Source organism: Geminicoccaceae bacterium, assembly GCA_020638465.1.
GTDB lineage: Bacteria > Pseudomonadota > Alphaproteobacteria > Geminicoccales > Geminicoccaceae > JAGREO01.
In genome coordinates, this window is record JACKIM010000001.1 from 1,783,620 (window position 1) to 1,801,249 (window position 17,630).

A 17,630-nucleotide genomic window follows, 5' to 3' on the forward strand; every position below is an offset into this window, starting at 1 on the left:
TGCGCTTCAACCTGTTTGGCATGCCGGCCGTGTTGTTCTGGATATTCTGCATGAACAACACGGAAATTCAGCGGCGGTAACGGGGCGTATCGGGAACCTCAATCGAGCGGTTGACGGCTTCTCGCCAGATCATGAAAAGCCCGGAGCCGGTGATCAGGGCAATGCCGGCAAGGCTCGTCATGTCGGGCCATTCGCCGAATACGGCAAAGCCCCAGAACACCGCCAGCGGCAGGGCGGCGTATTCGAAAGGGGCGACGAGAGCTGCTTCGGCGACACGATAGGCCTGACTGATGAAAAAGCCGCCAAATGCGGAGGTCAACCCCAGCGCGAACAGGATCAACCAGTCGCGTTGATCAGGCATGGTCCACTGCCGAAAGAAGAAATCCAGCGAGACATTGCCGGTTCCGGCATAGCGGCCATCTCCGACGGCAAGGCCGATTGTCGATGACAGGAGAATGAACGTTATCTGGATGTAAAAGGACATCGCAAGTGTACTTTCCGTGCGTCCGATGTGCCGGGTCAGCATGTGGAGCGACGCGTAGCCCACGGCTGCGACCATCGGCAGCAGTGCGGCGGGCTGGAACAGGCCCGTGCCGGGCCGCAGCATGACCAGTACACCGGCAAGGCCGATGACGATGGCCGCCCAGCGTCTCGGGCCGACTTTCTCCTTGAGGAAGATCATGGAAAACACGGTGATGACCAGTGGCGAGATGAAGAAGACGGCAACCCCTTCGGCAAGTGGCAGGGCCGCCAGTCCCAGAAAGAACGTCATGTTGGCGAAGACCACGCAAAGGCCGCGCAGCATATGCATGCCGAACCGGTGGGTTTGAAGGGCGGCCAGCCCACCGGAAAAGGGCAGCAACACGGTGAGGAGAATGGTTATGCCGATCAGTGCGCGGATGAAGACGACCTGATGCAGGGCATATCCGCCTGACAGGAATTTTATCGCCATATCGTTGATGGAGAAGCAGAATACGGCAATCAGGGCGGAAAGTGCCCCAAGTCGGTTCGAATGCTGCAATTATGATTTCTCCCCCCGGGCCATTCGGCTTGGCGGCATCATCCGTCAATCCAGCTCGATACTCAATTCGCAAAGGTCATCCGCAACCGCTCACCTGCGCGGCTTTGACGGATACTGGAGCGTTTGTCATCGCTTTGTTGAATAGATGATTTTCGAGCCGGATCCGATGTCAGGATCATGGCAAGACAAGCGTCCAATCAACCAAATGGTGTCAAATACAAAATCATTCATTTTATGGGATACCAATACGCAATATATTGCATGTGAAGATACGGAGAATTCCTTATCCATGTTTGACATGGGCATTCTCGCGGCTATTGTTCCTCCAGAAATCAATCACACCAACCAGTTGAGTCAGAGGCGCATAGGGGGCGGTGGTGTCTTCGAGGTGTTGTATCCTGGGCGTCGTTTCCTGTCTGGCGGGTATTCTTTCCGCGTGTTTCGATGCGGACACCTTCGTGGTGACTGCACGGGCTCAGAGCACGCCGGTGGAGACGGTGGCAGGGATCGATTTTGTCGCCATGCCGCAGGGTTGCTTCGAAATGGGTGGCATCGATGTGGGCGAAGTCGGTCGGGTCTGCCTGGATGCTTTCGAGATCGGACGCTACGAAGTCACCAACGGTCAGTACCGGCGCTATCGGCCCGACCATCATAGCGGTTCGCTCTACGGTGAAAGTCTGGATGGCGATGACCAGCCCGTCGTCGATGTGAGCTGGACCGATGCCGTGGCTTTCAGCAACTGGCTGAGCGACACCGCGGGCCGCCGGTTCCGGCTGCCGACGGAAGCCGAATGGGAATATGCGGCAAGAGCCGGGACCCGCACCGCGCGGTTCTGGGGGACATCCGACGAGCGAGCCTACCAGTATGCCAATCTCAAGGACCGCGTCGAGGACTACCGGCTGCCGGACGGTTACAAGGTGACGGCCCCGGTCGGTCATTTCAGCCCCAACCCCGCTGGATTGCACGACATGATCGGAAATGCGTCCGAATGGGTCATGGACGGTTTCGTCAAGGGGGAAGACCGGTATGGCGGGCGCCTGACCAATCCGCTTGTGCCACCGGAAGGGCCATTGCGTGTCCGTCGGGGAGGCAGCTTTGACGATCCGGTGCGCATTGTACGGGTCTGGTCCCGTGATTTCTATGCAGCGGATTTCTCCGTGCCGCAAACCGGTTTCCGTCTCGTTCTCGAGGAGTGACCTTCATGCTCAAGAGTGCTCGTGCGCTGCTCGCATCCCTTGGCGTATTCCTGGCGTTGGAGGGGGTGGCGCTGTCGGTTGCGGCCCAGGACGAAGGTTGGGTCGCATCCGACCGTAGCGAGCGGATTCCTCGCGGAGAGCTGATGAGGACGTACAGCGTGGCGGCGACGGCCCTCAATCTGCGGGGTGATCCGTCCGTGGCGAATTCTCCGGTCGGAACCCTGCGCGAAGGCCAGCCGGTGCTTGAAGTGGAGCGCAGCCTCAATACGGTGGAGAATCGTGAATGGAGCCGGGTCCGGACAAGCGATGGCGGCGAAGGCTGGGCGGCTTCGGCCTATCTTGAGCCGTTGTCAGGTCCGCTGGAAACGGTCGAACGGGCGCTGTCGATGCTGACGGCCCTTGGACAGACGATCGCCTTCGGCGATGCGAAGCCCAAGCAGCTGCCGCTGCGTCCTGCCGTCGGGACCATTCGCGCGGGCTTCATCTATCCGGCACCGGTCAGCGATGCCGGCTGGACCTATTCGCACGACCTCGGACGCAGGGCCATCGAGAAGCTGCCATTTGTCGAAAAGACGAGTTATATCGAAAGTATTCCTGACGATCCGGCATTGATCGCGAATGCTATCGACGAACTGGTGGCTGATGGCGCCAACCTGATCTTCACGACGAGTTTCGGCTTCATGGATCCGACCCTGGAGGCGGCCCGCCGCTATCCCCAGGTGACTTTCATGCACTGTTCGGGGTTCAAGACCTCCGACAATGTCGGAACGTATTTCGGCCGGATGTACGAGGCCCGCTACCTTGCTGGCATGGTCGCTGGCGGCTCCACGTCGTCGGGCATCATCGGCTATGTCGCCGCCATGCCGATTGCCGAGGTATTGCGCGGCATCAATGCCTTCACTCTCGGTGCGCAATCGGTCAATCCCGATGTCGAGGTCCGTGTCCTGTGGACAGGTACCTGGTACGGGCCGGGCATCGAACGCGAATCGGCCGACCGGTTGATCGACTACGGGGCGGACGTTCTCACCATGCATCAGGATTCAACAGCAACGGTGCAGGCGGCTGAGCAACGTGACCGGTATGCCATAGGCTATCACAGCGACATGAGCCTGTTCGCCCCCACGGCCAGCCTCACGGCCGCAGTCTGGAATTGGGAACCGGTCTATCTCGATATCGTGAACTCACTGCATGACGGCACGTGGAAGCCGGAACAGATGTGGTGGGGGCTCGAACAGGGAGCCGTGGCGCTGGCGCCGTTGAACAAGAACCTGCCTGACGGGTTGCAGCAGCGTGTGCTCAAGACCCGCGATGACATCGCTGCAGGCAAGCTGCGGATTTTCGAGGGAACGATCCGCGACCAGTCGGGCGTTGTGCGGGTGCCGTCGGGACGTGTATTGACCGACGCCGAGATGTTGTCGATGGATTACCTCGTATTGGGCGTCAAGGGCGATCTTCCGACGTCCGAACCCACGAGCGGACCCGATAACTGACCGTGGCCGCTGCAATCGGCAAGCGCCGAGCATTTTCTACAGTTGTTTCGGTGTTGTCGCCGCGTGCAGTCGGGGATTTGTCCCGGTAGCGGGCAATCATCGAGATCGGTTTTCGGCGGATGGGTGACACTTCACCATCAGCCTGATACTCCCACCAGCAACTCCATGGCACGAGGCATCAATGGTCATGTCGGGTATCGGTTGCGATTTATTCCAACTTTTAAGTGTCATAAATTAGCCGATTAGGTGATGCGAAGCGGCTATGAATACGCTATCCTGCGTATCTGAGCGTAGGGGGAGTTTCGTGAACCCGTATCCAGATCGGACCTGCAATTGAATAGAATCTCAGCAATGAACGGCGCCCGCCGGGCGTTCGCATGTCTCGTTTTCGTGCTCATTCCGTGGGCGGGCGTACAGGCGCAGGAGCGCTCGCCCTATGTGCCCGATGGATATGAGCTTGAGCTGTCGGATGAAATGAACGGCCGGGATCTCAACAAGCTCCTTTGGTCCACTCATTTCATGACCTGGAATGTTCGTCATCTCGAGGGCAACCGGGATCTCGGTTTCAAGGTTGCCGATGACGAGGTCTTCGGTCGCAAGAGGCGGACGGTACGGCAGTACCTGCGCGCGGCGACCGGGCTTCCCGGTCCCTTCATGCACGATGTCTCGAACGGCACCTTGAAGATGCGCACCTACAGGTTGCCGAAGAGACTGCGCAAGGTCTTCGACGGTTTCCCCTATCTGGCGTCGATGATCTCCATGGAACACAGCCATGCCCAGCGCTACGGCTATTGGGAAGTAAAGTTGCGCCTCAACCGGTTCGGCAAGGGGCACCACCTGGCATTCTGGATGCTGCCGAGCAACGGTAGCTGGCCCCCCGAGGTCGACATGCTGGAGGTGATTGGCGGTGACAACAACCTCTATACCAATCTCCACATGCCCGAGGGCGTCAATGTTCCACCTTTCAGTTACATTGACGGAAAGGGAACGATCAACGACTGGATGACCATCGGTTTCGAGTGGACTCCGGAAATCATGCGCTGGACCGTCAATGGCAAGGTGATGCGGGAGCATGCGGCGCCCGCAATCGACCAGCCCATGTACTTCCTCGCGAGCTGGGAAGTGGGGAGCAACTGGCCGGGCAGCCCCGACCGGACCACGCCCTGGCCTTGCGAGGTCGAGATCGACCACGTGCGGATCTACGGTCAGAAATCCATCCAGCAAGCTGGCCTTGCTCCGTGATGATCTTGACACGCCCGTTGCCGGGCGCCTAAACACCGGCGCTGCGACTGAAGTCGCCGATCGCCTTTTTCGAGGAATATCCGGGTCTCGGTCCGATTTTTCGCGGTCCGGGACCCTTTCGTCGTGATGTGAGATGTTCGAGAGTCTTACCAACCGTCTGAACGGAGTGCTCGACCGCCTGAAGCGGCGCGGAGCCTTGTCCGAGAGCGATGTCGCCGAGGCGATGCGGGAGATCCGTGTCGCCTTGCTGGAGGCTGATGTCGCGCTGCCGGTGGTCAAGAATTTCGTCACGCGGGTCAAGGAACGGGCGGTTGGCCAGGAGGTCGTCCGCTCGGTCACGCCGGGGCAGATGGTCGTCAAGATCGTCCATGACGAGTTGGTCGCCCTGCTCGGCGGTTCCAGTGAGGAGGTGACACTCGGCGGTCCGCCCGGTGTGATCCTGATGACCGGATTGCAGGGGTCCGGCAAGACGACGACATCCGCGAAGCTGGCCCGGCGCTTCCACGACAAGGAGCGCAAGAAGGTCATCCTGGCATCACTCGATGTGCAGCGTCCCGCGGCGCAGCGGCAGCTGGAGGTGCTTGCCCAGCAGGTGGGCGTTGCCAGCCTGCCGATCATCATGGGCCAGAAGCCCACGCAGATTGCCCAGCGTGCGATGGAGACGGCGCGCCGTGAGGGGTTCGATGTCGTTATCCTCGACACGGCGGGGCGCCTGCATGTCGACGATGAGCTCATGGTCGAGCTCAGGCAGGTGCGTGACATTTCCTGCCCGCATGAGACGCTGCTGGTGGCTGACAGTCTCACCGGTCAGGATGCTGTCAACGTTGCCCGCGAATTCAACGAGAGAATTGGTGTCACGGGCATCGTTCTCACCCGTATGGATGGCGACGCGCGTGGCGGTGCCGCACTGTCGATGCGCGAAGTCACCGGTGCACCCATCAAGCTGTGCGGCACCGGTGAAAAGATGGATGCGCTCGAGGCGTTCCATCCCGAGCGAATGGCCAGCCGCATTCTCGACATGGGTGATGTCCTTTCGCTGGTCGAGCAGGCCGCTGCCGTGGTCGACAAGGATGAGGCCGCCAAGGTCGCCAGGAAGCTGCAGAAGGGCAAGTTCGATCTGGCTGACATGCGCATGCAGTTGAGCCAGGTGACAAAGATGGGCGGGCTTGGCGGGCTGATGGGCATGCTGCCGGGGGTCGGCAAGATCAAGCAACAGATGGCCGAAGCCAAGCTCGACGAGAAGGTCGTCACGCGCCAGTGCGCCATCATCGATTCGATGACGCCACAGGAGCGGCGCAATCCCCAGGTGATTCACGCCTCGAGACGCAAGCGCATCGCCGTGGGGTCGGGCACCTCCGTCCAGGATGTCAACAAGCTTCTCAAGCAGCATCGCCAGATGCAGGACATGATGAAGAAGATGAAAAAAGCGGGCGGCGTGAAGCAGTTCCTCCAGCGGAATATGCCACCGGGCATGATGCCTGGCGGTGGGTTTTAGGTTTCTCAATCGGGTTTGGGAGTAACATGACGGTTCGTATCAGGCTTGCTCGCGGGGGCACGAAGAAGCGCCCCTATTACCGCATTGTCGCCGCGGATTCGCGCAACGCGCGTGATGGTCGTTTCATCGAGAAGGTCGGAAGCTACAATCCGCTGCTGCCCGATGACAACGAGCAGCGCATCGTTCTCGATGAAGAACGTATTCGTCATTATCTGGGCCATGGCGCGCAGGTCAGTGATCGCGTGGCGCGCTTCCTTGACAAGGCCGGCATCCTCCCGGGTGCGACTCGCCAGCGTGGCACGGGCAAGCGGGCTGCGGCCATCGCCGCGGCCAAGGCCAAGGCTGAAGCCGAGGCCGCCCAAGGGTAATCCCCGGGGCTGATTGGGTGCGGGTGACCGGTCATGAAACGTGTTCCAGCCACAGATCTCGTCCGTCTGGCTACCGTGGCCACAGCGCATGGGGTTCGGGGCGCGCTGAAACTGCGTTGCTATACCGATGATCCAAGGAACGTCGCGGATTACGGCCCTGTCTTCGATGAGTCCGGCAAACGCCTGTTCGAACTGCGTGTCGATGGGGTCGTCAAGGGCGGGGTGATTGTTCAGGCTGACGGGATCGCGGATCGCAATGCCGCGGAACTGTTGCGCGGCAAGGATCTGTTCGTGCCGCGTGGCCGGTTGCCCGAAGCCGACGATGACGAATTCTATCCCGATGACCTTGTCGGTCTCGATGTGATCGGACCCGATGGTGTACGGGTGGGGACCGTCACCGCGGTGCATGATTTCGGCGCCGGCGATGTTCTTGCGTTCGAGGATGATGATGGTCGCGAGTACATGCTGCCTTTTATCGAGCAGTATGTCCCGGCCATCGACCTGGATATGCGCCAGGTATCCATTGCCGAGGCTTTCATGGTGGAACCAGCGTGAACGCCCCCTGGTCTGCAACGGTTCTGACCATCTTCCCCGAGATGTTTCCGGGGCCGCTCGGTTCTGCGCTCTCGGGCAAGGCCCTGAACGAGGGGCGATGGTCGCTCGACGCGGTGAGTTTGCGCGATTTCACCCGCGACCGTCACAAGAGCGTGGATGATACCCCGTTCGGCGGCGGTGCAGGAATGATCATGCGGCCCGATGTGATCGGGGCGGCTACCGACTTTGCCCATCCGGCCGGTGATTTGCGCCCGCTGATTTATTTGACCCCGCGCGGTCGCAGGCTCGACCAGTCGATGGTGGAGGAGTTCGCGGTTGCTCCCGGCATCGTGGCCCTTTGCGGACGCTATGAAGGGGTGGACCAGCGAGCAATCGAGGCCAAGGGTTTCCTTGAGGTATCGGTTGGCGATTTTGTCCTGTCAGGGGGCGAAATCGCGGCGATGATCCTGCTCGATGCGATCGTGCGGCTGCTTCCGGGTGTCGTGGGTCGCCGAGAATCTGTCATCGAGGAGAGCTTCAGCTCTGGTCTTCTGGAATATCCCCAGTATACAAGACCCCAGCTCTGGGATGGTCGAGAAGTACCCGAGGTGTTGCTCTCCGGCAATCACGCCAGGATACGGGCGTGGCGCATGGAGATGGCGCTTCAGTCGACGCGTGAGCGGCGGCCGGATCTCCTGAAGAATGCTAGTTGAAACCGAGCCCGGCTGGCGCGGCCCGAATGCCTTGCGTCGTCGGCATCGCTGAAGTGAGGATGCGATGAACATCATTGAAAAGATCGAGCAGCAGCAGATCGACCAGCTGACATCCGAGCGCGCCGTCCCCGAGTTCCGCCCCGGCGATACCCTGCGCGTCAACGTTCGCGTGATCGAGGGTAACCGCGAGCGGGTCCAGGCCTTCGAAGGGGTCTGTATCGCTCGCCGCAACCGCGGCATGAACAGCTCGTTCACGGTACGCAAGATTTCCTATGGCGAGGGCGTGGAGCGCGTGTTCCCCCTGTACAGCCCGCGGATCGACAGCATCGAGGTCGTACGCAAGGGCAAGGTTCGCCGGGCGAAGCTGTATTATCTGCGTGAACTGCGAGGCAAGGCAGCACGCATCACCGAGCGTCGTGACGACCGTGTCGGTCCCAAGGGCGCGGCCAACGATGCTTCTTCGGCCGGCGACAGTGCTTCGCGAGCCTGATGATTTTTGAATTCGATCGGGATTTGCCTCAAGGGAAATGAACAAGATGGCCAAGACCCTTTTCGACAAGATCTGGGAAGCACATCTGGTTGATCGTCAGGATGACGGCACCTGCCTCATCTATATCGATCGCCATCTTGTTCACGAGGTGACCAGTCCGCAGGCTTTCGAAGGCCTGCGTCAGACTGGCCGCAAGGTGCGTCGTCCCGAGGCAACACTGGCTGTGGTCGACCACAACGTCCCGACGGATCCTGACCGTACCAAGGGGATCAAGGACGAAATATCCCGCATTCAGGTCGAGGCGTTGCAGAAGAATGCCGCTGAATTCGGCATCGAATGCTACGATCATTTCGATATTCGTCAGGGAGTGGTTCATATCATCGGCCCGGAGCAGGGGTTCACGCTTCCGGGCATGACCATTGTCTGTGGCGACAGTCACACGGCGACCCATGGGGCCTTTGGAGCGCTGGCCTTTGGAATTGGCACGTCCGAAGTCGAGCATGTGCTCGCCACCCAGACGTTGATCCAGTCGCGGCCCAGGAACATGCTGATAACCGTCGAGGGGCAACTGGGAAGGGGCGTGACGGCCAAGGACGTGATCCTGGCCATCATCGGCAAGATCGGGACTGCCGGCGGAACGGGGTATGTCATCGAATATGCCGGCAATGTGGTGCGGGAAATGTCGATGGAGGGTCGCATGACCATCTGCAACATGTCCATCGAAGCGGGCGCCAGGGCCGGCCTGATTGCACCGGATGATATTACGTTCGAGTACATCAAGGGGCGGCCCAAGGCCCCCAAGGCCGGAGCCTATGAACAGGCTGTGGCCTACTGGAAAACCCTGCCATCGGACGAAGGTGCCACCTATGACAAGGAAGTCCACCTGCGGGCCGAGGATATCGAACCACAGGTGACCTGGGGGACGTCTCCTCAGGATGTCGCCGGCATCTCCGCTGCCGTTCCCGATCCGAAGACCGTGAAGGATGAGGGACGCCGCAAGGCCATGGAGCGTGCTCTGGCTTATATGGGGCTCGACCCCGGAACGCCTTTGGCGGAAGTCGCGATAGATCGTGTGTTTCTCGGTTCCTGCACCAATGGTCGAATTGAGGACCTTCGCGCTGCGGCAAAGGTTCTCGAAGGTAAGCATATTGCACCGAGTGTCCGTGCGATGGTCGTACCGGGTTCCGGACTGGTGAAGGCCCAGGCCGAAGAGGAAGGTCTCGACAAGATCTTCAAAGATGCCGGTTTCGAGTGGCGCGAAGCAGGCTGTTCGATGTGCCTGGGGATGAATCCGGACCAGCTTGCACCCGAGGAGCGCTGTGCGTCGACCTCGAACCGCAATTTTGAAGGTCGTCAGGGGCGTCTTGGTCGAACCCACCTGGTCAGTCCTGAGATGGCTGCGGCAGCGGCGCTTACAGGGAAGCTGACGGACGTTCGCACGCTCTGAAGCCGGTCTGCGCGGGTGAATCGCCCGTATCAGGGGACATGGAAAGCAACAGGCCCGCTCAATCGGTCCAATTTCGGAAATGGATACTGTTTGGGCCGTCGTTGACTGACCCATTGAGGAGGCCGTTCCATGGCTGCGATCATCTTCGATCTGGACGGAACCCTGATCGACAGCGCGCCGGACATCCGTGCTGCTGCCAATGCCACGCTTGAGGAGTCCGGGCGCGACAGATTGACGCTTGAACAGGTGGTCTCCTTCATCGGTCATGGATCGGCCAGGTTCGTTGATCGTTGTCTGGATGCAACAGGCGGGCGAGGCGATACGGCTTTCGAGGACGGGTTTCGCGCCCGCTTCAAGCGCCACTACGCCGCTGGACCAACGGGGTTGACCACGATCTATCCGGGCGCGATCCGCGCCCTGGGGCAGCTGCGTGATGGTGGTCATCTCCTGGGGATCTGTACCAACAAGCCACATGATCTGGCCGTCGACGCTGTTCGAACCTGCGGGCTCGACAGTTTGGTGACGGTTGTCGTCGGCGGTGGACTGGTCGGTGAACTCAAGCCCGACCCCCGCGGCCTGTTTCATTGCCTGGAGCTGCTGAACGGTTCCCGCGACGACGTCGTGTATATCGGCGATAGTGAAACTGATGAGGCAACCGCTCTTGCGGCCGAAGTTCCGTTCGGCTTTTTCACGCGTGGTTACCGGAAAAAACAGGTCGAAGACTTCACGGCCCGTTTCCGTTTCGACCATTTCGATGAGCTTGTCGATCGTGTGGCGGAGCTGGCCTGACCGTCGGTTCAGGCTGTGCAGGTCGTCCGAACGATCGTTTTCATTTGACCGAATTCTGCCGATTGTTAAAGACGAGTCGCCCGTATTCGGGGTTCTTTCTTTATTGGAAACTTCATAGATGAACGCGAATCCTGATCGCCGCTACGATGCCAGTGTCCTGCGTACGGCACGTTGGAGCATCTCCGCGATCTTCCTCATCAATGGAACGGCCTTGGGAAGTTGGGCATCCAACCTGCCGTTGATCAAGGAAAGACTGGGCATTGACGAAGCGCAGCTGGGTTTTTCGTTGCTCACCATGGCGTTGGGCGCGGTGCTGGCGATGTTGCTCGTGGGGCCGCTCAATGACCGGCATGGCAGCCGGGGCCTTTGCCTTGCCAGTGGTTTTCTCGTAGCCGTATTGCTGCCATTTCCGGCAATCGTACCGTCCTATGCAACCCTGCTGATGGCATCCTTCGCGTTGGGTATTGCCAACGGCACCATGGATGTCTCGATGAATGCCCACGGGGTTGCCGTGGAAAAGACGCTCGCCCGGCCGATCATGTCTTCACTTCACGCCTTTTTCAGCATCGGTGGGATCGTTGCGGCCCTGACGGCGAGCGGCGGGCTGGCGCTTGGTCTGGGGCTGTTCAACAACCTGTTCTTCGCGGCCGTGCTGTTGTTTGTCGCGATGATTTTCTGCGGGCGGGGACTGTTGCCAAGCGAGGCGGATGCGGTATCGACCGGCGTGGGCGGAACAAAGCTCGCACTACCGGTCGGGCCGTTGGCACCGGTTGGCATGATGGCGTTGATCGCCTTCCTTGCCGAAGGCTCGATGATCGACTGGGCAGCTGTCTATCTGCGCGAAGGGCTCGCCACCAGCAGCTCAGTGGCCGCGCTCGGTTTTGGCGTGTTCGCCGGCGCAATGGCGTTGGGGCGCCTCACCGGTGATGCGATCATCAGCAGGTTCGGCCGCCTCGACGTGCTCCGGGTGAGTGCCGTCATGGCGATCGCCGGTTTCGCGCTGGCACTGATACCGCAGGAGGTAACGCTTACTCTGGCGGGATATGCCCTGATCGGGTTGGGTGTTGCCAATGTCGTGCCGATCATGTTCTCGGTCGGTGGATCCATGCCGGGGGTGGGGAGTGGCACCGGCATTGCCGCCATTGCCACCGCAGGTTATGGGGGTGCGCTGATCGGCCCTGCACTGATCGGCTTTATCGCCCATGCGACGAGCCTGCGCATGGCACTGGGGCTTGGTGCGGTCCTGCTCGTCGTCATTCCGCTGTTCAGCGGGCGGATACTCCATGCACAACGTCGCGGGGTGGCATCGGTCGCGCCCTGACATCCGGCCCGTTGCGGGGTCGGTCGGGTGTCTGACAGCGATCATCGAACTGTAACCTTTCGCTGCCAGCCTTGCCTTGCAAGACGGATATGGCAATCATCGGCTCATGAGATCGGGACGTACTGCGGGGCCCACGGAAGGCGGACGGATCGTCGCTGTCCTGGGGCCGACGAATACGGGCAAGACCCACCTCGCGGTGGAGCGGATGCTGGCGCATGAGAGCGGCATGATGGGCTTTCCGCTGCGTCTTCTGGCTCGCGAGATCTATGACCGGATTGTGGCGATCAAGGGCGAGGGAGCGGTAGCACTGCGGACCGGCGAGGAGAAGATCGGTTCCGACATGGCTCGCTATGTAATTGCCACGGTCGAGGCGATGCCCATGAGCCGTCAGGTGGCCTTTCTCGCGGTCGACGAGATCCAGCTTTGTGCGGATTACGAACGTGGCCATGTCTTTACGGATCGATTGATGCATGCACGTGGTTATGCCGAGACAATGTTTCTCGGTTCGGACACCATACGCCGCGTACTGAAGACGCTGGTACCATCTGCTGAACTCGTCACCCGTCCGCGCTTTTCGATTCTCAGCCATGCGGGACAGTTCAAGCTGAACAGGCTGCCGAGACGCAGTGCCGTGGTCGCGTTCACGGCTGGCGACGTCTACAGCCTGGCCGAAGTGCTGCGTCGTCAAAAAGGAGGTGCAGCGGTCGTACTGGGCGCACTGAGTCCGCGAACGCGCAATGCACAGGTGGCTCTCTATCAGTCGGGTGAAGTCGACCACCTGGTCGCGACCGATGCCATTGGCATGGGGCTGAACATGGATCTCGCGCATGTGACATTCGCCCAGCTGCACAAGTTCGATGGCCGCGAGCAGCGTCGCCTGCATGCGCACGAGATTGCGCAGATCGCCGGCCGGGCAGGGCGCCATATGGCTGATGGCACCTTCGGTACGCTGACCCGTGCCGGCGCGATGGACGAGCGGATGGTGGAGGCGGTCGAGACCCACAGTTTTGCGCCGATCAAGGCCTTGCGCTGGCGGGCTTCGGATCTCGATTTCCGCAGCATCGAACGGTTGCTGGCAAGCCTTGACCGGCCGCCTCCGGCAAAAGGCATGATCAAGGTGCGCGACGCTCTCGACGACCGGAGCCTCGCCATCCTCGCCCGGAGCCCGGAAGTACGGGAACGGGCGATCGGTACCGAGCGGGTCCGGCTGCTTTGGCAGGTATGTCAGATCCCCGACTTTCGCAAGACGTTGACCGATGCCCACATCCAGATGCTGGCGCATGTCTATGATTATCTGACCGGGCCGGACGGGGTTTTGCCCAGTGACTGGGTAGGCCGGATGATTGCGCGTCTGGACAGGACGGACGGCGACATCGACACGCTGGTCAACCGGATTGCCCATATCCGCACATGGACTTATCTCTCTCATCGGGATGACTGGCTGCGCGATCCCCTGCATTGGCAGGCTTGTGCCCGTGAGGTCGAGGATCGACTGTCCGATGCGTTGCACGAGCGCCTCACGCAGAAATTCGTCGATCGACGGACAGCCGCTCTCATGCGTTCGCTGAGGGAGCGGGGCGACCTGACCGGAACAGTCGGCGATGATGGGGAAATCAGTGTCGACGGTCACCGTGTCGGACGTATCGACGGTTTCCGTTTCTCCCTGGCGGAAGTGGGCGAGGATGCCGAGCGGCGGGTGCTGATGGCAGCGGCCCGCAAGGCCATGGTCCGTGAGCTGGGGCGGCGGGCGCGGGCTCTTGTCGAAGCCGAAGATGGAGCGTTCAGTCTAAGCGGCCATGATTTGCAGTGGTCGGGAGAGGTCGTGGCGCAGTTGCGGCCGAGTGGCAAGTCGCTTGACCTCGACTTCGATTTTTGGGGCAGTGACGCGTTGTCGGGGCAGGAGATTGAAGCCGTTCGCGGGCGATTGCGCCGATGGCTCGACAACTGGCTCGAAGAGCGTATAGGCCCGTTGCAGGCGCTCGAACGGGCATCGCGTGGCGATGAACTCAGCGGGTCCGCACGGGGGCTTGCCTTTCGCCTCGTCGAAGTGCTTGGCGTGATGCCTGTCGAAGAGGCCAGCGAACAGGTATCATCCCTGAACGCTGTCGACCGCAAGATTCTGGCAAGGCTGGGTTTGCGCTTTGGCGTGCTCAATGTCTATCTGCCGGCGCTTATCCGGCCTTCTTCGGTCGAGGCGCTCGCACGGTTGCAGGGGCTGGCTCGCGGCGAGGTCCTGATGCCGCCGCCGGCTGGCCGGGTCAATCTCAGGGGAGGGGAGATCCCGCAATCGCCACTAAGTTTCGGCTACATGCAGGTCGGCGACATCGCCCTGCGGGTCGATATGGCGGAAAGGCTGGCAGCCAGGCTGCGCGCGGCAGCGCGTCATGCCGAGCGGTTTGTCATCGATGCGGAGATGATGTCGATCAGCGGTCTGTCATGCCCGGAATTGGCACAAGTGCTGCCGGCGCTCGGATTTCGCGTCGTCATGGTCGATGACCAGCCCATGGTTGCTCGCCGGCGACGTCGCAGCCAACCCCGTTCACAACGGCCCGAACGCAAGCACAAGGCGATGCGCGGCCCGTCCGATTCCCCGTTTGCCGCACTGGCTCAACTGAAAGCCATGCAGACGTGAGTAGCGATACCGGCACCGGTGGCGACAATCCGTCAGGCGGGATCGGTCTGCGTCTCGACAAGTGGCTGTTTCATGCCCGTTTCATCAAGCATCGCCAACTCGCCGGCGATCTGGTCAGGAAAAGACGCATTCGGCTAAACAGCCAGATCGTTACCAAATCGCATCAGTTGGTGCGTGTGGGCGATGTCGCCACACTGATACATGGCAACGCGATCCTGGTCGTCCGGGTTCGGGCGCTCGGAACGCGCCGAGGACCTGCGAGCGAGGCGCAGGCCCTCTACGACGTTATCGACCGGGCGTGACCGGCGACCATGGTGGCCCCTGTCGCAAGGGTCGATGTCGACCTATTGCATCGACTGGAGGTAGGCGATGACGTCGGCGCGGTCCTGTTCCTTCTTCAGACCCGGAAAGGCCATGCGGTTGCCCGGAATGAAACCCTTGGTATCGGCAAGGTACTTGTCGATGGTCTCGGGGTCCCAGGTCAGGTCGGCATTGGCCATGGCGTCGGAATACTTGAAACCTTCGACCGTTCCCGAGGGGCGTCCAATCACGCCCTTGAGATAGGGGCCGACCTTGTTCTTCTGTTCCTCCACATCGTGACAGGCCTTGCACTTGCGAAAGACCTTCTCACCCTTGGCGGCATCTCCTTCAGCTTGTGCAACCCCGAAGGAGATCGACAGTACTGCGATTGACATCGCGACTTTCTTGAACATTTTTTTCTCCAACAACCCTCAAGCAACGAAAACGGGCCACCAATACGGTATTGCGTCGCACCGACCAAGGGGCATGACCGCGACCTGTTCGCGCAAGCAGCATGATTTTGCAACTGCCATGCGATTTAGATGACCGGGCGGAGCAACCCGACGCACTCATCGCAAGGGTGGCGCACCAAGCTGTCAGTTCCTGGGCGGGCGGGCTCCGAAAATGGCGCTCCCGACCCGCACCATGGTCGAACCGAAGCGGATCGCCGTTTCGAAATCGTCGCTCATGCCGATACTGCGCACTTTCAGACCATTGCGCTCCGCTATCTTGCAGAGAAATGCCGCGTGCAGGGCCATGTCTTCGTCAACGGGCGGGATGGCCATGACCCCGTCAACGGGCAGGTCGAATTCTACACGACACTGGCGTATGAAGGCATCCGCCTGCATGGGCAAGACGCCTGCCTTCTGGGGCTCCTCGCCGGTATTGACCTGGACCAGCAGGCGCGGTCGGCGTCCCGTCCTGCTCATCGTTCTGGCCAGCGCCGTTGCGAGTTTCGGGCGGTCGAGCGTCTGGATGACATCGAACAGGGCCACCGCCTGCTCGACCTTGTTGGATTGCAACGGTCCGATCATGTGGAGTTCGACATCGTCGAAGCGCTCGCGCAGAGCCGGCCATGCAGCTTGCGCAGCCTGCACGTAGTTCTCTCCGAAACGGCGATGGCCAGCCATGAGTGCGGTTTCGACCCGCTCGACCGGTTGCTGCTTGCTCACTGCCACGAGGTCGACAGATCGGGGATCACGGCGGGCAGACTGTGCCGCTTGCGTCACCCGTGAATGGATATCAGCCAGATTGTCCGTGATGCTGACAGCTTCGGCTGCGACATTTTCATCCTGTTCGCTCAAATCCGGCTCCTGCCATGGTCCGAAAACATCCCGGATGCTAGATCAAGGGGTGGGAGCGAGACAAGTCAAGCGGGATGGATCGGACAATGACATTTGACGACATCATGGCGCCTCTGGGTGGTGTCGCCTTCATGAAGGAATATTTGCACAAAAAACCCATTCATCTCGAAGGCGGTGCCGACAAGTTCGCCAATGTCATGAACTGGAATATTCTCGACCGGTTGCTCGGTGCGAACACGATATGGTCAACGGCTTCGCTGTTGTTGATGCTCGATAAGGAGCCTGTTCCGGCCCAGGCCTATTCCGAAGTCGCTTTCGGACGCGACGGAGGCCAGGTGCTCAGGCCGGACCCCGCCAAGGTGAAAGGTTATCTTCGCCAGGGCGCCACACTGGTCGCCAACGACATCGACCAGTTGACCCCGGAGCTCAGCAGTTTCTGCGCCGAGCTCGAACGCATGCTCGGTGGCAAGGTGCAGGCCAATCTCTACCTGTCGTCCAGGCGGCGACAGGGCTTCAAGGTCCACTACGATACCCATGACGTCTTTGCAGTGCATGTCGAGGGTGAGAAGGTCTGGAACGTTTTCGAAGGGCGGGAAGATGCGCCCATCGCCCATGAAATGTTCAAGAGCCAGCCACAATCGTATCATGAGGAAAAGAAGGGCGATCTGTGGCGCGAGGTGCGGTTGAAGCCCGGTCATCTGCTCTATCTGCCGCGCGGGCAGTACCACTACGCTTTGGCGGATGATGGCGGCTGCATCCATATCGCCTTCGGGGTGACCTATCCCATCGGGCTCGACGTGGTGAGCGCGATGTATCAGCAGATGATTGCCGAGGTCCTGTCGCGGCGAAATCTGCCGCAGGGTGATGATGAGGCCCTGCGTGCGCATCTTGCCGGACTGGGTGACCGTGCGAAGGCGGTGCTGACTTCTGACGCAATGCTGGAGATGGTCCGGCGATTCCAGCGTGATTTCCACTACCAGCGCGAAGTCTACAATCTGCGGGGATTGCTCGACAGCGGTAATTTCTCCTACGAGGTCAGAGCTGCCAATGTCCGGCTGGTGGAGCAGGCGGGGCGATACGGACTGGTCAGGACGGGCGACAACAGGGCCGTGGAGGTGCCGGCGGATGTTGCCGATCTGGTCGCATGGGTCCTTGAGCGGCGGAACTTTGGTCGCTGTGACATCGACGAGGCATTCTCCGCCAGGGAGAAACCACAGATTGATCGCTTCCTTGAGGACATGCAACGTATGGCACTCGTGTGCCCCTCATAAATCTTCATTACAGATTT

Annotated in this window: 16 protein-coding genes and 1 pseudogene; 14 read left to right on the forward strand and 3 right to left on the reverse strand. The window is 60.5% G+C overall.

Translation table 11 applies throughout. The annotated features are described in order from the left end of the window. Positions 1 to 67 precede the first annotated feature (67 nt). Positions 68 to 1,045, reverse strand: a pseudogene (locus H6851_08500) (DMT family transporter). Positions 1,046 to 1,482: 437 nt separating this feature from the next. Between H6851_08500 and H6851_08505 the strand changes: the two are divergent. The 13 genes from H6851_08505 (at position 1,483) to H6851_08565 (ending at position 15,040) form a co-directional block, all read left to right on the forward strand. Continuing rightward, positions 1,483 to 2,217: a formylglycine-generating enzyme family protein gene (locus H6851_08505; GenBank protein ID MCB9943641.1), complete on the forward strand. Its 735-nt coding sequence runs from the start codon at positions 1,483 to 1,485 to the stop codon at positions 2,215 to 2,217. Positions 2,218 to 2,222: 5 nt separating this feature from the next. Continuing rightward, positions 2,223 to 3,707, forward strand: coding sequence for a BMP family ABC transporter substrate-binding protein (locus H6851_08510; protein MCB9943642.1), 1,485 nt, complete (start codon positions 2,223 to 2,225; stop codon positions 3,705 to 3,707). A 351-nt stretch (positions 3,708 to 4,058) separates the two neighbouring features. Next, complete coding sequence (locus H6851_08515; GenBank protein MCB9943643.1) at positions 4,059 to 4,949, forward strand: glycoside hydrolase family 16 protein; 891 nt, start codon at positions 4,059 to 4,061, stop codon at positions 4,947 to 4,949. Positions 4,950 to 5,082: 133 nt separating this feature from the next. Further along, positions 5,083 to 6,444: a signal recognition particle protein gene (ffh, locus tag H6851_08520; protein MCB9943644.1), complete on the forward strand. Its 1,362-nt coding sequence runs from the start codon at positions 5,083 to 5,085 to the stop codon at positions 6,442 to 6,444. A 26-nt stretch (positions 6,445 to 6,470) separates the two neighbouring features. Beyond that, a complete protein-coding gene (gene rpsP, locus H6851_08525) occupies positions 6,471 to 6,812 on the forward strand; it encodes a 30S ribosomal protein S16 (protein MCB9943645.1) in 342 nt (113 codons plus the stop codon). A gap of 33 nt (positions 6,813 to 6,845) precedes the next feature. Next, the gene (rimM, locus tag H6851_08530; protein MCB9943646.1) at positions 6,846 to 7,367 is read left to right on the forward strand and encodes a 16S rRNA processing protein RimM; all 522 of its coding nucleotides are present in this window, start codon (positions 6,846 to 6,848) and stop codon (positions 7,365 to 7,367) included. Continuing rightward, positions 7,364 to 8,059 carry a tRNA (guanosine(37)-N1)-methyltransferase TrmD gene (gene trmD, locus H6851_08535; protein MCB9943647.1) on the forward strand — a complete coding sequence of 232 codons (696 nt, stop codon included), beginning with the start codon at positions 7,364 to 7,366 and terminating at the stop codon, positions 8,057 to 8,059. Before rimM ends, trmD begins: the two co-directional genes overlap by 4 nt. A 64-nt stretch (positions 8,060 to 8,123) precedes the next feature. Further along, positions 8,124 to 8,549: a 50S ribosomal protein L19 gene (gene rplS / locus H6851_08540; GenBank protein MCB9943648.1), complete on the forward strand. Its 426-nt coding sequence runs from the start codon at positions 8,124 to 8,126 to the stop codon at positions 8,547 to 8,549. 37 nt (positions 8,550 to 8,586) lie between these two features. Continuing rightward, positions 8,587 to 9,996, forward strand: a complete 1,410-nt coding sequence (gene leuC / locus H6851_08545) for a 3-isopropylmalate dehydratase large subunit (GenBank protein MCB9943649.1) — start codon at positions 8,587 to 8,589, stop codon at positions 9,994 to 9,996. Positions 9,997 to 10,125: 129 nt separating this feature from the next. Continuing rightward, positions 10,126 to 10,785 carry a phosphoglycolate phosphatase gene (gene gph / locus H6851_08550; GenBank protein ID MCB9943650.1) on the forward strand — a complete coding sequence of 220 codons (660 nt, stop codon included), beginning with the start codon at positions 10,126 to 10,128 and terminating at the stop codon, positions 10,783 to 10,785. 118 nt (positions 10,786 to 10,903) lie between these two features. Then, complete coding sequence (locus H6851_08555) at positions 10,904 to 12,106, forward strand: MFS transporter (protein ID MCB9943651.1); 1,203 nt, start codon at positions 10,904 to 10,906, stop codon at positions 12,104 to 12,106. 106 nt (positions 12,107 to 12,212) lie between these two features. Further along, a complete protein-coding gene (locus H6851_08560) occupies positions 12,213 to 14,738 on the forward strand; it encodes a disulfide oxidoreductase (protein ID MCB9943652.1) in 2,526 nt (841 codons plus the stop codon). A gap of 41 nt (positions 14,739 to 14,779) precedes the next feature. Further along, positions 14,780 to 15,040, forward strand: a complete 261-nt coding sequence (locus H6851_08565; GenBank protein MCB9943653.1) for an RNA-binding S4 domain-containing protein — start codon at positions 14,780 to 14,782, stop codon at positions 15,038 to 15,040. A 42-nt stretch (positions 15,041 to 15,082) separates the two neighbouring features. Here the strand turns inward: H6851_08565 and H6851_08570 are convergent, their stop codons facing one another. Together H6851_08570 and H6851_08575 are read right to left on the reverse strand one after the other, a co-directional pair. Further along, entirely contained in the window at positions 15,083 to 15,451 is a 369-nt protein-coding gene (locus H6851_08570; GenBank protein ID MCB9943654.1) for a cytochrome c family protein, read from the reverse strand. A 183-nt stretch (positions 15,452 to 15,634) separates the two neighbouring features. Continuing rightward, positions 15,635 to 16,300, reverse strand: a complete 666-nt coding sequence (locus H6851_08575) for a YggS family pyridoxal phosphate-dependent enzyme (protein ID MCB9943655.1) — start codon at positions 16,298 to 16,300, stop codon at positions 15,635 to 15,637. 128 nt (positions 16,301 to 16,428) lie between these two features. Between H6851_08575 and H6851_08580 the strand changes: the two genes are divergently transcribed. Further along, complete coding sequence (locus tag H6851_08580; protein ID MCB9943656.1) at positions 16,429 to 17,613, forward strand: hypothetical protein; 1,185 nt, start codon at positions 16,429 to 16,431, stop codon at positions 17,611 to 17,613. Positions 17,614 to 17,630 lie beyond the last annotated feature (17 nt).

Coding starts and splice junctions, on each gene's coding strand:
- rpsP (MCB9943645.1), top strand. CDS start 6,471: ATGACGGTTCGTATCAGGCTTGCTCGCGGGGGCACGAAGAAGCGCCCC.
- gph (MCB9943650.1), top strand. CDS start 10,126: ATGGCTGCGATCATCTTCGATCTGGACGGAACCCTGATCGACAGCGCG.
- H6851_08510 (MCB9943642.1), top strand. CDS start 2,223: ATGCTCAAGAGTGCTCGTGCGCTGCTCGCATCCCTTGGCGTATTCCTG.
- H6851_08515 (MCB9943643.1), top strand. CDS start 4,059: ATGAACGGCGCCCGCCGGGCGTTCGCATGTCTCGTTTTCGTGCTCATT.
- H6851_08555 (MCB9943651.1), top strand. CDS start 10,904: ATGAACGCGAATCCTGATCGCCGCTACGATGCCAGTGTCCTGCGTACG.
- rplS (MCB9943648.1), top strand. CDS start 8,124: ATGAACATCATTGAAAAGATCGAGCAGCAGCAGATCGACCAGCTGACA.
- H6851_08570 (MCB9943654.1), bottom strand. CDS start 15,451: ATGTTCAAGAAAGTCGCGATGTCAATCGCAGTACTGTCGATCTCCTTC.
- ffh (MCB9943644.1), top strand. CDS start 5,083: ATGTTCGAGAGTCTTACCAACCGTCTGAACGGAGTGCTCGACCGCCTG.
- rimM (MCB9943646.1), top strand. CDS start 6,846: ATGAAACGTGTTCCAGCCACAGATCTCGTCCGTCTGGCTACCGTGGCC.
- leuC (MCB9943649.1), top strand. CDS start 8,587: ATGAACAAGATGGCCAAGACCCTTTTCGACAAGATCTGGGAAGCACAT.
- H6851_08560 (MCB9943652.1), top strand. CDS start 12,213: ATGAGATCGGGACGTACTGCGGGGCCCACGGAAGGCGGACGGATCGTC.
- H6851_08580 (MCB9943656.1), top strand. CDS start 16,429: ATGACATTTGACGACATCATGGCGCCTCTGGGTGGTGTCGCCTTCATG.